The following is a 13,520-nucleotide window of genomic DNA, read 5'->3' on the forward strand; positions in this document are numbered from 1 at the left end:
GGATCTGTTGCGGCGACGCGCGTGCGTATGCGGAATGGAGCGCCCGGCTCCTTGCTGTGTTGTTCGGAAGCGATTAACGCGTTCAGCATTATGTTGCTTCACAGCGTGCATGGGCTCGCGATACGTTCGCTGCTGGCAGTCAACAGGCGACCGGTTAATTAAAGCGCTGATGTTGTCGAGGACTGCCCACCACACCTACTCACTATGAAATTGAAATCGGAGCAAGTTATGCGTGCACTTACAGCGCAATCGTCGAGTATGTTAAACCTCGCCTTTGCCGCGGCATTATTGCTGGGCTATCCGGCAGCAAGTCGCGCGCAAGACGATCGGACACCTGCACCGGCAAGCGCACCGGGTGCGCAAATGGTAGCCTGGCTCACCAGCCGTATCGTCAATATCGACGCGCAGATGAACCGTATCACCGTGCAGGGATCGCACGGCGAGATAGTAGTGATGGAGGTCGATCCCGAGGTGGCCGATATCAGGCTGCTCAAGGTCGGCGACGAGATACAGGTCCAATACAAAAGCGCGCTGTTGTTGTCGGCGGAAAAGGTGGCGGCCAAGGGCGTGCGCTCGCGAGTCGAAGAAGAATCCGCGAGGCCCATATCGCACAGCATGGCCGTGAAGCTGCGCAAGGTCGACGTGGTCGCGACCGTGCAAAGCATCGACCGCAAGAATCGCCAGGTCGTATTGCGCGGACCCTCGCGCAGTATGCTGCTGCAAATTGCCCCGAACGTACCCCTCGACAAGATCGCGGTAGGCGACAGCGTGCACGCGACATATAGCGCTGAGACGGCGGTTCTCATCACACGCGACGGCAAGCCGATTCGCTAATCGTTATGATGAGCCGGCGGTGAAGCGTAAAGCCGAGTACAGCCGCCGGCGTTGCACGACAATGGCGCGAATTAGAACAGCCGCTCAGTCGATTGCAGAACCCGCTTTGCTTCTACGCTTCCTGTGTTGTCGCTATCGCGGATGGTTTCCAGAAGTATGTCGATAAGGCAATTTGCCGCCGCGCTTTGAGGATGGCCAAGGCGCGAAACGATTCCAATGGATGTATCTTCGAGTTCTTCTCTCAGCGGGAACGCGCAGAACTTGAAGCGCGTCACACAGAGTTCCGCGAGTGGCCACGGGAAGATACTCACTGCGTCGGTTCTTTGCAGTACCGATGCGGCCACCATCAATGAATGCATGTAGTGAACGTTACGCGGTTCCGGCAAGCCATTGCGATAGAACATTTTCTTCGAGAGCCGGCACTCCATATCCGAGTCGAGGCACACCAGCCAATCGGCATCCATCAGATCCGCAAGAGAGCGGGACTGCGCGAGTGGATGTCCACGCCGCGCGACCACGGTCAGGCCGCACGACAAGAGCGGGCGGAAATTGAATTCCGTGTTGACCGTATCGGGAGCCTGCTGGCCCACGAATACTTCGACGCTGCCATCGCGCAAACGCGGATAGGCGATCGACATGAGGCCTTCGAACATCTCGAGTTGCACATTCGGCATCAGCTTGCGGAACTGAATGAATATCTCGGGAAGAAAACATAAAGCTATCCACGGCGTGATCGCGAGCGACAGTTTTCCGCACGGCTCGCCGCGCATCTCATTCAAAGCGCCATGCGCGCGCTCTACTTGCGACACGATAAGTCTTGCATGAGGGAGCAGCGTATTGCCGCATTCCGTCAACGTCGCCCCTGACGATGCGCGCACGATCAAAGGCGCGTTGACGCGGTCTTCGAGATCTTTCAGCGCCTGCGTGATGGCGGAGGGCGACAATCCCAATGCCCTGGCTGCGCCGCGAACGCTGCCGGCGTCTGCAATGGCGACGAGCGCGCGAAGTTGATGGTTCTTCATCGTGTCCTCACCGTTTGAAGGTATGCATGACTAATTGTCAAAACTGTTTGACGATTCAGGCGATTTGTTGGCAGTGCCCTTTCGCAGTGCCCTTTGTTGTGTAACGGGTCAGGAGGTATTTGAAGTTTGCGTTGATGCTGCGCAACGCCTTTGCGATTATGACCGTGGCGAATGCACGGCGCCATCGTCCCAGAAATAATTCTGGATTAACGTGCAGTTATCGTTCGCTGGCTCGGGTTCGCCTGGCGATTTCAATGGCCGTCTCGAGTACCACACATCTTCTGGTTTGAGCGCGCCAGAAAGCGACCAGCCGTCGAGCGGGAATGTCCGCGAGAATTATGCGATTTAACTCACAGGATGCCATTAAGTCCTCTGGGACATGTTCTGGCAATAGCGCAATCGCTCCGCTAACCGACGCCATTCGCAATGACAACTCGAGCGAGTCGCATTCGATCGACGGCTGTATCGCACAACCGAGCACGCGCTCCACATAACGCCGCACGCCGAAGTGACGAGGCGGCAGCACCAGCTTCAACTCCGACAAACGCGACATGGCTTCACGGCTGACATCAGTCCGCGCGCTGTGGTAAAGCGCGAGACGTTCTTCGTGAAGCTCGACGCTTTGAAGGTCGGTCGTGCTCAACTCGGTGGAATAAGCCAGGCCGAGATCGGCCGTGCCGCGCAACACCATTTCAACGACGCTACTGGAAGTGCTGCATTGCAAAGAGAGACGCGTCTGCGGATAGACTCGCAACAGTTCGCGGCCGAGGCTCGGTACGAAGTGTCCAACCAGTGTGTCCACGGTGGCAATGCGCAGCGACAGGCCCCAGCCGGGCCCATGCGCGGTGGCGTGCGAAACCGACTGGTCCAGCGCGTCGAGAAGCGGCTCTACCGCCCGAAACAACGCTTCACCATCCGACGTCAGTTGCATTCCGCGACCATGCCGCCTGAATAGCGCGTGGCCGAGTTTCGATTCGAGCGACTGAATATGCCGGCTCAAGGCCGGCTGCGTGATGCCGACCGCTTCAGCCGCCGCGCGCAGCGAATGGAACTTCGCGACGGCGACGAACATGCGCAATTGCGTGTCGTGGCTGGTACTCATCGTGATGGCGCGTGTCCATGCCGTTTAGAAACGTCTTTCAATGCAATCATTTTGCGAGCCTCGTCCGAACGCAATGAGTGATCGCGATCATCAACGTGGTGATCGCCCAGTAAGCCACGCCCGCCACGATCAGCACGGGGACGATGGTGCCGTCGCGTTCGCCGATTGCCGTCAGGCGCCTGAAGAAATCGCCCAGCGCGATCACATAGACGAGCGACGTGTCCTGGAAGATGACGATGCACTGTGTAAGAGCAAGCGGCACCATCGCGCGAAACGCCTGCGGCAGAATCACATAACGCAGCGTCTGCATGGATGTCATGCCGAGTGCGTATCCCGCCTGAAGCTGTCCGCTCGGCAAGCCGGCGATGCCCGCGCGAATGATTTCGCAGAAGAACGCCGCCTCGAGTAACGAATAAGCAGTCAGTGCAGAAACGAGCCGCAAGTCGACCGTGGACGGAAGATTGAACAGCGCCTTCAGCAGTTGCGGCACGATCAGGTAGAACCACAACAACAGCATGACGAGCGGAATCGATCGGAATAGCGCTACATAGGTTTGCGTAAAGAGCCGCAGTGCGCGATTCGCCGACAAACTGAATATCGCGAGTACTGTGCCCCAGGCGAGACCGACGAGAATCGCGACAACGGTAATCTGCAACGTGACCTGCATGCCTGAGAGCAACACGTCTCTCGAGTCGATGAGCGCTTGCCAGTCCATCTCGAACATATCAACTCCCGATCATTCCGTGCAGCGCAGTGCGCCGGCGAATCCAGCGCATGCCGCGCAGAATCGCGAAGTTGAGTGCCATATAGGCAAGCGTCACGCAGATAAACGATTCATACGGCTGCGCGGTGTAGTCCACGAGTTGCCGCGCCTGGCCCGACAGTTCGAGCAAACCGATCGTGGAAGCCACGGCAGAGTTCTTGGATATGATCAGGAACTCGGATGTCAGCGGGCCGAGTATCGTGCGAAACGCGACAGGCAGCAGAACATGGCGATAGGCCTGGGCTCGCGTGAGCCCGAGTGCGAACGCCGCATGGAACTGTCCCACGGGTCGCGCCTGTATGCCCGCGCGCACTTGCTCGCAGATTCGCGAACCCGTGTACACGCCGAGCGATACAACCGACGCAATCAGAAACTGCGGATGAGAGGGCAGGCTCTTGAACCAGTCTCCGGCAGCGGTGGGCAGTACTTCTGGCACGACGAAGAACCAGATGAAGAACTGCACGATCAGCGGTACGCCGCGAAAGATTGAAACATAGGCCGCACTCGCCGCATTTGCCGCGCGGTTCGGCAAGGTGCGCATGACGCCGAATACGGTGCCTATCGCAAGTGCAAGCGAGAAGGCAAGCAAGGTCAATTCGACGGTATTCACGAGTCCGGAGAAGAGCCAGTCCAGATAAGTGGCGGGCTCGCCGGTCGCGACCGGCTGCAGCAGCACACCCCAGTGCCATCTGTAATCCATTGAATACCTCTAGCCTGCGACGCGGCTCACGATGTCGGCTTGTCGCCGGGGTTGGCGAACAGAGTCTTCATTCGCGGCGACAGCGGTACACCGAGATTGAGCTGCTTTGGCGGAATGGGCTGCTCGAACCAGCGCGTGTACATCTTCGCGGCCAGGCCGGACTTCTGGGCGTCGGCGATCGCGGCGTCCATGATGGCTTTCATCGGCGCATCGTTTTTGCGCAGCATGCAGCCGTACGCCTCGTAGCTCTGCGGCGTGCCGACAATTTCATAGTCATTGGGATTGCGCGTTTTCGCGCGTTCGCCGGCGAGCAACGCGTCGTCCATCATCATGGCTTTCGCGCGGCCCGTGGTCAGCATGAGAAACGATTCGGCGTGATCTTTCGCGCTGATGATGTCCATGTTCATCGACTTCTCGACATTCATCTTGCGCAGGATCTTTTCCGAAGTAGTACCCGCGCCGACCACGACGGTTTTGCCTTTCAGATCGTCGAAGTCCTTGATGCCCGACTTCGTGTTGACGAGCAGACGCGTGCCGATAATGAAGAAGCTGTTTGAAATGGACACTTGCCGCGCGCGCTCGGCGTTGTTCGTCGTGCTCGTGCATTCGAAGTCGATCGTGCCGTTCTGAAGCAGCGACATGCGGTTCTGCGAAGTGATCGGAATAGTGCGGACCTTCAGGTCCGGAAGTTTCAGATCTTTTCTGATGCGCTCGATAATCAGATTCGCGACGTCGATCGAGTAGCCGATCGGCTTTTGATTCGCGTCGTAGTAGGAGAACGGAACCGACGCATCGCGGTAGCCAATGGTAATCACTTTGTCTTCGCTTACTTTCAGAAGCGTGCCCGTGAGCGCGGGTTCCGCCGCCTTCACGCCATGAAGCTGAAGCGCGCTCGATGTTGCAAACGCAACGGTGACGATGGCGCGGGCGAAGTACTCTCGTTTCATCGTTGTCTCCACGGTCTTCATTATCTTTGCTTCAGCGTGCGCCGGTAATCTGCGAAACGTCGATCACATACATCTGGCGTTCACCCTCGTGAACGGAATCGATGCACACGGCGAGACCGTCGCGATTCCAGCGCGGGTGCAAGTCGCAGCGGTTTTCTTTTTTCAGCTCCGGCGGTGCATGGAATTCGCCGATCTCATAGCGCACGCCTTCACGCATGTCGTAGATAAACAGAATGCGTGTGTTGGTCCGCGAGTCGGGATAGGTGTCGGATAACAGCCAGCGCGTGTCGACCGGCGAAAAGCTCATATGCCCGTTCTCGGTCAGCAGGTCGCGGCCGATCACTTCCACCTGGCCGTCGTCGGCGTCTTCATACAGATGATAGTGAATGCTGCCGGCGTGCGGGCTCCATGCGACGATGTGCGCATCGTCTTGCCACAACGGATGCGAGATCTGGTATTCGGACTTCTCGTAGTCGAACGTACCGACTGCGGACGGATCGAAATCATCCGCCAGTTGCGGCAGCGGATGGTCCGAGCATTCGAGCAGACGCATGTCGGAGCCGTCGGCGTTCATCGTAATCAGCCGGTGCAGGAAGCAGGTTTCGTCGGCGGTGCGCTCCGTCCAGCGGTGCAAAAACAGCATGCGCGACGACGCAGGATTGATCTCGATGTGGCTTACCCAGTGGATCGCGCGCTCCATCGACGCAAGCGGGTGGAACTCGCGCAAGTCGTCATAGCTGACAATCAATGCAGTCTCGCCGGTTGCGAGATCGAGGCGATGGATGCCGTCGTCTGCGGGCGCCAGCTCTAACGTGAATGGACCGCCATGCTCCGCGTAGCCTATCGTTTCGTGCGTCACATAGAGGCGCCGGTAATCGACGCAAAGCGCATAGCGGCTATCGGGTGCGCATACATAAACGGGCATTGAAAGCGCCGTCTTTTTCCCGCTGTCGATGTCGAAAACATTCGCGCCGAAACCTGGGTAACGCGCCGACATATCGTCGGTACGTGTGTTGTAAATTAATTTGCGGCCGGGCTCGCCGTCGAGCCACTGCAACTGGCAGCCCATTTGCCAGTTCCAGGCGGTGGTTGTGTCGATCGCATGAAAAATTTCGCCATCCTTAAGGTCGAAGTACCCGACGTTGGCCCGCAAGTCCGGCGTAAGCGGCGCATCCATCATTGCGACCTCATTGCCGAGCAGATAGCGGCCCGTGCGATCCCACGCGCTCTTGTTGTAATAGCCGAAGAAATGATGCTGCTCGCCGCCGCGTAGCCGCTGGATAGGACAGGTGCGCCGAAGGGTTCGTGCGCGGTGGCCAGGGCGGTCGGCAATGCAAAGCGGCGAGGCGATCATGAGCGGCCAGGGCTAAAGAGTGCAGGCAAAGCGCCGACGGTTCATGCCGGCGCGAAGAGTGGCAGAAGAATATCGCCGCTCGGCGACGCCGGACAATTCATTTTTGCGGTACGGCTATTCGCGTTTGGTATAGTCAGCCGTCCTAGTCGATTGGATTTCCTCTACATGACGCGGCCATTGAACTTCCAGCAGATTCAGGCGTTCCGCGCCGTCATGCAGATGGGTACGACGACCGGCGCCGCTGCGGCGCTCAATACGACTCAGCCGTCCGTCAGTCGCCGCCTCGCTGAACTGCAAAGCTCTTCGGGCCTGAAACTGTTCGAGATGCACCACGGCAGGTTGAGACCGACAAGCGAAGGACAACTGCTGTACAAGACGGTGCAGAAGCATTTCAACGGTCTGGAGAACATCGAGTCCGTGGTCTCGATTCTGCGCAATTCGGGTACGGGCGCACTGCATATCGGCTGCACGCCGACGCTCGGCAGCGGCCTTTTGCCGCAGGTCATCCGCGAGTTCCGCTCGCGTTTTCCGCAAACGTATCTGAACTTGCAGACGGCCGCTACGCCGCAATTGACCGACCTGCTGCGTCAGGATCTGTTCGATCTGATACTGACAACCGGCAAGCTCGACGAACTCGACTTCGAGACCGAGATCATCAAAACGGTGCCGGCCGTATGCGTGCTGCCGCCTGGCCATCGGTTGAAAGATCAGTCCACGGTTCATGTGGAGGCGCTGCGCGGCGAGCCCTTGCTCTCGCTTGGAGAGATGGACGATCTGACCATCGCGATCAAGGCCGTGCTGGCTGCGCACGATATGCCGGTGGACTTTGCGATCCAGACCACGTCGTCCATCACCATTTGCGCGCTCGTGAGCGCGGGCATTGGCGTGGCAATCGTCAATCCGTATGTGGCGAGCACCTATGCTGGTCAGTTGCTGGTGAAACCGTTCGAGCCGACGATCGATGTGCCGGTGCGCATGGCGATGCCCGCGCACACTGCGCCATCGTTGCTGAGCCGGCATTTCATCGATGTTCTGCGGGCGCATCTGGACACGATCGCCGGGTCCGCGCTCGACGTCTCCGCACGCCGATAAACTTTCTCGTTGTTCCGTTTCATTGGACCTATGATGTTTTCACCGCTGTCTTTGCGACAGCGGTTGACACGTCGCGTGCAAACTTCGGAGACGATCAATGCCGTGGTGAGCGCAGAGCCATTACGAATCGAACAACAGGAGTGCTGTCATGAGCAATCAGCCTGCGATCTTGCTGGTCCACGGTTTTTGGGGAGGAGCCGCCCATTGGAGCAAAGTCATCGTCGAGCTTGCGCGTCAAGGTCACGAATCGATTCGCGCCGTTGAATTGCCGCTGACCTCGCTTGCTGACGACGTCGAACGAACCAGCAAGATGATCGCGCAGATCGGCGGACCGGTTTTGCTGGTCGGTCATTCGTATGGAGGCGCGGTCATCACGCAGGCGGGCAATCATCCGAATGTGACGGGGCTCGTGTATATCGCGGCGTTCGCGCCGGATACGGGGGAGAGTCCCGGCGGCATCACGCAGCAGCGTCCGCCAGAGGCGGCCGCCAATCTCGAGCCGGACAGCGACGGTTACCTGTGGATCAAGCCGGAGAAATTCCATCAAAGCTTCTGTCAGGACCTGAGCGCCGATGAGGCGCTTGTCATGGCCGTCACGCAGAAGGCGCCGTTAGCGGGAACGTTCGGAGACCCAATCACTTCGGCGGCATGGGCGCAGAAACCGTCGTGGTATCAGATCTCGAGCGACGACCGAATGATTCATCCGGAGAACCAGAAGATGATGTCCGCGCGGCTCAACGCAAGAAAGATCGTGACGCTCGCGGCTAGTCACGCGTCGCTCGCGTCGCGGCCCACGGAGGTCGCGGCGCTGATTCACGAGGCCGCGACGCAGCCGGCAAACTGAGTTTACGGACGAGTCTTGCGGGCACGCGGTTCTGTCCACGCCGACTACGCGACAGGACCGCGTGTGTGCAAGCGACTATGCGCGCAGTGCTACTTTTGCGCGCTGCGATTGAAAGTCTTGCCCGAGCAGCGCACCGATATGCGGCGCCATGATGCGCGCCACTTCGTGCATGACCGGCACCACCACGCTGTTGCCGAACTGCCGATACGCCTGCGTGTCGCTCACGGGAATCACGAAGTCGTCGGGAAAACCCATCAGACGGGCGCACTCGCGCGGCGTCAAGCGGCGCGGCCGCTCGCCCTGGCCTTGCGCGAGAAGAATCTCGGAGCCGTCCTTGTGATAGCGGGCCGACAACGTGCGTGTGACGCTCGCTGGTGTCACGAGCCCGAAGCCGAAGCCGTTGCCGGCGGCGCGATGTTTGTCGGCGTAGGCCTGCAAGTACGCCCACAGATTCGGCGTCAACGTGTACTTCGGCTGAACTTTGCGCTGAACGTGATCGAAGAAACGCTCGCCGTCATGCGGCAGCAGCGGCTCGCTGCCGTCGGTCTTGTGCAGGATTGACGCGAGGCGCGGCCCGGTTGCGGGCAAGCGCAGATCGTCGAAAGAAAATTCGGTATCCGAACGAAACCCGATAATCACGATTCGCTCGCGATGCTGCGGCGTGAAATGCTGCCCGTCGATGACCTTATAGTGCACGTCGTATTTCAACTCGTCGCGCAATACTTGGAGAATCGTTCGAAACGTATTGCCCTTATCGTGCGACATGAGGTTCTTGACGTTCTCGAGCACGAACGCGGCCGGACGTTTTGCATCGATGATGCGCGCGACGTCATAGAAGAGCGTGCCTTGCGTCGTGCATTCGAAACCATGCGGGCGGCCGAGCGAATTCTTCTTGCTCACGCCCGCGATGCTGAACGGCTGGCATGGAAAGCCGGCGAGCAGCACGTCGTGCGGCGGAATCTCATCTTCCGCGAACGAAACGATGTCGCCGACGAACTGATGCGAGTCGTCGGCGTCGCGATGATTCTGCTGATACGTCTTCTTCGAGAACTCGTTCCACTCGCTCGTGAAGACGCATTGACCGCCATGTGCTTCAAAGCCGCGCCGAATCCCGCCGATGCCGGCAAAGAGATCGATGAAGCGAAAAGCCGGCGCGCCTTGCGCGAGCCCGCTGCGTGATTTCGTTCGCAGCATTTCACGCAACGCCGCTTGCGCAATCCGCGGGCAACTCTGATCGGTCTTCCAGCGGCGAATGGTTCGAACGTTTTTTCCGCAGCGTGCCGCGATTTCGGCCTGGCTATAGACCTGCAACGCTTGGGTAAGCAGGTCGTGGCTCGTCGCCAGGGTCATGTCGCGTGTCATGTGTTCTTCGCTGGGAATTTTGGCGGACATTTTGACCGTTCGATAACCGCCTGTCCAGGAATTTTGGGGCGCGATGTGGCGCGCCGGAACGTCGGCGGCGAAATGCGCTTGTCACGGTTGGATGTGTACGCTAGCAGCGTGACGCGAAGTCCCTGCGTTGCGACGTGTTCAGGCCGCGGCATGGTTCGCGGCCGTTTTTTTAGGGCGACAAGGTCGTCGACGACGGCGCATCGCCGTCGTTCGCGCGGCGGGCCGCGTCAGGCCGGCTGCGCTAGGCCGGGCCGCGTGAGGCAAGCGCGATGAAGCGGCGGCTAGACGGGGTGCCCCGCGCCGGATTCGTGCGTCGGCGGAAAGAGCGCCGCGGTCGCGGGCGCGAGTTCGTCCCACGGGACGGGCGGCTCGGCCTCGAACTGGTCGAGTTGGAGCAGGAGGCTGTCGACTGCGCAGAGCTGCGGGTGCGTGAGGCTGCCCGTGTCGAGCAGCTTGTAGAGGCGCTCGCGCCAGTAGGCCGGCGCCAGGATCGGTCCGGCAAGGTCGCCTTGCAGCGACAGTCGCATGACACGCGCGATGTGCGTGATGTCGCCGTCGATCAGCGCGGCTTTCGACGATGCCGACAGGTTGATGGGTGTGCGGTCCATGGCTCCTCCATGGCCGCTATTACGGCCGGCTGAAGGGAAACTTTAGGGCTTCCGCGAAAAATATTCCTGCGGTTCGCGGCGCGCGGCATTCCGCCCGCTTATGCGTGGCCGTTTCGGTCCGAAGAATGGCGGGCATGGCCGTTGCTCGATCCGGTTACTGGCGCAATATCGCGTCGGCATTGCTTTCAACCGGAGTCGAAGATGAACAAGGACCAGGTAAAAGGGGTAGGCGAACAGGTGAAGGGCAAGATCAACGAAGCCGTGGGCAAGGCAACCGATAACCCCGGCAAGGAACTCAAGGGCGATCTCCAGCAGGGCGCGGGCAAGGTTCAGCAGAGCTACGGCGACGCAAAGGAAGACGCCAAGGACGCCAGGGACGAAGCCAAGCGCAACAACCCGTAATCGCGTGTGATGCGGTTTGACGAAAGGGCGCCTCGGCGCCTTTTCTCGTTGCAGCGCAGGTCCGGCCTGGGAGTAACCCGGCTTTGGCGCGCCGAGCGCGCCGCGCAGGCTGCGTCGCCTTTAGACTGAATGCATCCAACATGGAGGCCGCGCCAATGACACCGGAAAAAGTCCTTTCGATGTTCGAACGCCAGTATCTGGAGGGCAAAGCGCCCGTCGACCTCGAGGAAACCTGCGCGAATTTCGCGGCCTGGCTCGCGTCGACGTGGGAGCAGCTCGACGCCGGGCACAGGTCGCTGCTGGTGACGGTGGGCGCCGCGCTGTGGCGCGAGGGCTATAACGTGCGCGCGGGCAGCGCGACGAAAGATTTGTGGTGAGCGTCGGCTGACGTCGGGGGCCTGCCGGCTTCCGCACACGTTGCGGCGACTCGGTTTATATTTGGCCGTCGCCGGATCGGGACGATGCATTGAGGCCGCACATTACGCATTGCGCATTGCGTGCTGAGCGCCGTATCAGCGCCGGCCGTGCCGCCATGCCGCTGAACTGGCTCTGTCGATCGTCCCGATACCGTTTTCATCCGCCATTCCCGCACAGGGCTACACCATCACATGACAGATCTGTCCGCATTCCCGATCACGAAGAAATGGCCCGCCGCGCATCCCGAGCGCCTGCAGCTCTATTCGCTGCCGACGCCCAACGGCGTGAAAGTGTCGATCATGCTCGAGGAAACCGGCTTGCCGTATGAGCCGCATCCGGTGCGCTTCGACACCAACGATCAGTTGACGCCCGAGTTCATGTCGCTCAACCCGAACAACAAGATTCCGGCGATCATCGATCCGAACGGGCCGGACGGCAAGCCGCTGCCGCTCTTCGAATCCGGCGCGATCCTGATCTATCTCGCGGACAAAACCGGGCAGTTGATTCCGCAGGACGCCGCCGGCCGTTACGAGGCCATTCAGTGGGTCATGTTCCAGATGGGCGGCATCGGTCCGATGTTCGGCCAGCTCGGCTTCTTCCACAAATTCGCGGGCAAGGAGTACGAGGACAAGCGTCCGCGCGATCGCTACGTCGCCGAATCGAAGCGCCTGCTCGGCGTGCTGGAGCAGCGTCTGGAAGGACGCGAGTGGATTCTCGGCGATCAGTACTCGATTGCGGATATTGCGACGTTTCCGTGGGTGCGCAATCTGATCGGTTTCTATGAAGCCGGCGAGCTCGTCGCGATTCAGGATTTTCCCAACGTTCAGCGCGCGCTGGCGGCGTTCGTCGCCCGGCCGGCGGTGGTTCGCGGGCTGGATAGTCCGAAGCGGGGTTAGCGGGGAGCGGGGCGACGTGGCGCTGCGGGCTGCGGTTTTTGGTCGATGCCAGGATTCTCCGCGACGAGGCGCTTGGACTGGCCAAGACCCGTGCGATAGCAGAGTTGGCAAAAAAAGCGGCGGACTGTCTGGGATCAAACGGCAGCAATGCTTTGCGGAGCGGACCTGCGATTGATGAAGTCAATTGGGAGGAGTTGGAAGCGCTTTACCGGGCAGGTGTTCTACCCCGTAAGGCGCCCCAGGACGTTGCGGACAAGACCAGGTCTCACTTCGTAATGAATGCCTTGAGCGACATACTGCGAATGTCGACGGTTACATTCGAAGACGCTCAGATTCGATAACGAGTGAGTTGCGCGTCGGTCAGAGGTTGATCCGCCGAAGTTCATCCGGATCGTCAGCCAGGTGAGCGGTGAGTGGCGCAGCGATGCCCATGTTTGGTCACGGTCCATCCGATCACAAACGACGTTAGCTAGACGTGCAGGAAAACGTTAGTTCCGCTTCCTGCGGTGTCCATCCGCGGACGCCATGCGTCTGCATATCGACCTGATGCATCTGCTGACCCTGCTGGCGGCAATATTCGTCGGCGCGCTTGAGGCTCGATGCCTTTACTTCGCCCCACGGCGTCATGCCGCCGCGAACCTGCGTAGTGACGATGTAGCGACCGTTGCCGGCCGGCGTAACGTCGGATATGGTGGTGCACGCGGCAAGCATGGTCAACGCTGCCAAGGCGGTCTTCATTTTCATTGTCGTCATCCCCGTGGGCTGCAATCGTGCAACCAATAGCGTGCTGGGGCAACATCCCCGGATCGTGCCGGAGGTTCGCCGGCACAGTCCGACCGAAGGCGAACGCGGCGACGGAAATATTGGAAGGGTAGTTGGTCCCCTGGCAGAATTCATACGTCAAGCTCGGAGGGGCGTTTGCTGGGTTTTTCATGATTTTATGCCCCCAACCATACCCCAAAAAGCTGTCTCCTGAGGATGTACGGGTGCGATTCTGGTGTTGCGGGAACGCGTCACCGTGAGTCGTCCTAGTTGACGACCATCACCTAAACAAAAGGCTCCCAACCGGTCCGGGGAACTAAGCCCGGGGGAAAGGAGCCCTCGGCGACCGGCATTGCCGACCACGGCACCAATATATCCGAGCCGG

General features: G+C 59.8%; 15 protein-coding genes. 6 read left to right on the plus strand and 9 right to left on the minus strand.

The features are described 5' to 3' along the window. Positions 1-204: 204 nt before the first annotated feature. Positions 205-834 (plus strand): hypothetical protein, encoded by a 630-nt coding sequence (locus CUJ91_RS04555; RefSeq protein ID WP_244230969.1) that lies wholly within the window; start codon positions 205-207, stop codon positions 832-834. Between the two features lie 71 nt (positions 835-905). Here the strand turns inward: CUJ91_RS04555 and CUJ91_RS04560 are convergent, their stop codons facing one another. From CUJ91_RS04560 to CUJ91_RS04585, 6 genes are all read right to left on the minus strand, one after another. Beyond that, positions 906-1,856, minus strand: a complete 951-nt coding sequence (locus CUJ91_RS04560) for a LysR family transcriptional regulator (protein ID WP_006048414.1) — start codon at positions 1,854-1,856, stop codon at positions 906-908. Between the two features lie 217 nt (positions 1,857-2,073). After that, positions 2,074-2,958, minus strand: a complete 885-nt coding sequence (locus CUJ91_RS04565) for a LysR family transcriptional regulator (RefSeq protein ID WP_006048413.1) — start codon at positions 2,956-2,958, stop codon at positions 2,074-2,076. A 46-nt stretch (positions 2,959-3,004) separates the two neighbouring features. Further along, positions 3,005-3,682 (minus strand): ABC transporter permease subunit, encoded by a 678-nt coding sequence (locus CUJ91_RS04570; RefSeq protein WP_114155892.1) that lies wholly within the window; start codon positions 3,680-3,682, stop codon positions 3,005-3,007. Between the two features lies 1 nt (position 3,683). Further along, a complete protein-coding gene (locus CUJ91_RS04575; protein ID WP_053857724.1) occupies positions 3,684-4,421 on the minus strand; it encodes an amino acid ABC transporter permease in 738 nt (245 codons plus the stop codon). Between the two features lie 26 nt (positions 4,422-4,447). Next, positions 4,448-5,368, minus strand: coding sequence for a glutamate/aspartate ABC transporter substrate-binding protein (locus CUJ91_RS04580; RefSeq protein WP_114156678.1), 921 nt, complete (start codon positions 5,366-5,368; stop codon positions 4,448-4,450). A gap of 31 nt (positions 5,369-5,399) precedes the next feature. After that, positions 5,400-6,722 (minus strand): hypothetical protein, encoded by a 1,323-nt coding sequence (locus tag CUJ91_RS04585; protein ID WP_208716147.1) that lies wholly within the window; start codon positions 6,720-6,722, stop codon positions 5,400-5,402. A 165-nt stretch (positions 6,723-6,887) separates the two neighbouring features. Here CUJ91_RS04585 and CUJ91_RS04590 point away from each other — a divergent pair, with 165 nt between their 5' ends. Beyond that, positions 6,888-7,814 (plus strand): LysR substrate-binding domain-containing protein, encoded by a 927-nt coding sequence (locus tag CUJ91_RS04590; protein ID WP_006048408.1) that lies wholly within the window; start codon positions 6,888-6,890, stop codon positions 7,812-7,814. A 148-nt stretch (positions 7,815-7,962) separates the two neighbouring features. Continuing rightward, entirely contained in the window at positions 7,963-8,658 is a 696-nt protein-coding gene (locus CUJ91_RS04595; protein WP_114155893.1) for an alpha/beta hydrolase, read from the plus strand. 75 nt (positions 8,659-8,733) lie between these two features. Here CUJ91_RS04595 and dcm read toward each other — a convergent pair whose 3' ends face one another. Together dcm and CUJ91_RS04605 are read right to left on the minus strand one after the other, a co-directional pair. Next, positions 8,734-10,020 carry a DNA (cytosine-5-)-methyltransferase gene (dcm, locus tag CUJ91_RS04600; RefSeq protein WP_114156680.1) on the minus strand — a complete coding sequence of 429 codons (1,287 nt, stop codon included), beginning with the start codon at positions 10,018-10,020 and terminating at the stop codon, positions 8,734-8,736. Between the two features lie 311 nt (positions 10,021-10,331). Beyond that, a complete protein-coding gene (locus tag CUJ91_RS04605; RefSeq protein WP_006048405.1) occupies positions 10,332-10,658 on the minus strand; it encodes a hypothetical protein in 327 nt (108 codons plus the stop codon). A gap of 201 nt (positions 10,659-10,859) precedes the next feature. Here CUJ91_RS04605 and CUJ91_RS04610 point away from each other — a divergent pair, with 201 nt between their 5' ends. The 3 genes from CUJ91_RS04610 to CUJ91_RS04620 all read left to right on the plus strand — a co-directional run bounded on the left by CUJ91_RS04610 (position 10,860) and on the right by CUJ91_RS04620 (position 12,373). Then, the gene (locus CUJ91_RS04610) at positions 10,860-11,060 is read left to right on the plus strand and encodes a CsbD family protein (protein WP_006048404.1); all 201 of its coding nucleotides are present in this window, start codon (positions 10,860-10,862) and stop codon (positions 11,058-11,060) included. A 155-nt stretch (positions 11,061-11,215) separates the two neighbouring features. After that, on the plus strand, positions 11,216-11,437 hold the full coding sequence (locus CUJ91_RS04615) for a hypothetical protein (RefSeq protein WP_006048403.1): 222 nt from the start codon (positions 11,216-11,218) through the stop codon (positions 11,435-11,437). Positions 11,438-11,668: 231 nt separating this feature from the next. Then, positions 11,669-12,373, plus strand: coding sequence for a glutathione S-transferase N-terminal domain-containing protein (locus tag CUJ91_RS04620; RefSeq protein ID WP_114155894.1), 705 nt, complete (start codon positions 11,669-11,671; stop codon positions 12,371-12,373). Positions 12,374-12,838: 465 nt separating this feature from the next. Here the strand turns inward: CUJ91_RS04620 and CUJ91_RS04630 are convergent, their stop codons facing one another. Then, a complete protein-coding gene (locus CUJ91_RS04630; protein ID WP_029970008.1) occupies positions 12,839-13,111 on the minus strand; it encodes a hypothetical protein in 273 nt (90 codons plus the stop codon). Positions 13,112-13,520 lie beyond the last annotated feature (409 nt).

Source organism: Paraburkholderia graminis (assembly GCF_003330785.1).
Lineage (GTDB): Bacteria > Pseudomonadota > Gammaproteobacteria > Burkholderiales > Burkholderiaceae > Paraburkholderia > Paraburkholderia graminis.

Bases quoted from the DNA above. Each gene is read 5' to 3' on its own strand.
- CUJ91_RS04570 (WP_114155892.1), bottom strand. From the start codon at position 3,682: ATGTTCGAGATGGACTGGCAAGCGCTCATCGACTCGAGAGACGTGTTG.
- CUJ91_RS04610 (WP_006048404.1), top strand. From the start codon at position 10,860: ATGAACAAGGACCAGGTAAAAGGGGTAGGCGAACAGGTGAAGGGCAAG.
- CUJ91_RS04565 (WP_006048413.1), bottom strand. From the start codon at position 2,958: ATGAGTACCAGCCACGACACGCAATTGCGCATGTTCGTCGCCGTCGCG.
- CUJ91_RS04580 (WP_114156678.1), bottom strand. From the start codon at position 5,368: ATGAAACGAGAGTACTTCGCCCGCGCCATCGTCACCGTTGCGTTTGCA.
- CUJ91_RS04630 (WP_029970008.1), bottom strand. From the start codon at position 13,111: ATGAAGACCGCCTTGGCAGCGTTGACCATGCTTGCCGCGTGCACCACC.
- CUJ91_RS04595 (WP_114155893.1), top strand. From the start codon at position 7,963: ATGAGCAATCAGCCTGCGATCTTGCTGGTCCACGGTTTTTGGGGAGGA.
- CUJ91_RS04575 (WP_053857724.1), bottom strand. From the start codon at position 4,421: ATGGATTACAGATGGCACTGGGGTGTGCTGCTGCAGCCGGTCGCGACC.
- CUJ91_RS04620 (WP_114155894.1), top strand. From the start codon at position 11,669: ATGACAGATCTGTCCGCATTCCCGATCACGAAGAAATGGCCCGCCGCG.
- CUJ91_RS04560 (WP_006048414.1), bottom strand. From the start codon at position 1,856: ATGAAGAACCATCAACTTCGCGCGCTCGTCGCCATTGCAGACGCCGGC.
- CUJ91_RS04555 (WP_244230969.1), top strand. From the start codon at position 205: ATGAAATTGAAATCGGAGCAAGTTATGCGTGCACTTACAGCGCAATCG.
- CUJ91_RS04585 (WP_208716147.1), bottom strand. From the start codon at position 6,722: ATGATCGCCTCGCCGCTTTGCATTGCCGACCGCCCTGGCCACCGCGCA.
- CUJ91_RS04615 (WP_006048403.1), top strand. From the start codon at position 11,216: ATGACACCGGAAAAAGTCCTTTCGATGTTCGAACGCCAGTATCTGGAG.
- CUJ91_RS04605 (WP_006048405.1), bottom strand. From the start codon at position 10,658: ATGGACCGCACACCCATCAACCTGTCGGCATCGTCGAAAGCCGCGCTG.
- dcm (WP_114156680.1), bottom strand. From the start codon at position 10,020: ATGACACGCGACATGACCCTGGCGACGAGCCACGACCTGCTTACCCAA.
- CUJ91_RS04590 (WP_006048408.1), top strand. From the start codon at position 6,888: ATGACGCGGCCATTGAACTTCCAGCAGATTCAGGCGTTCCGCGCCGTC.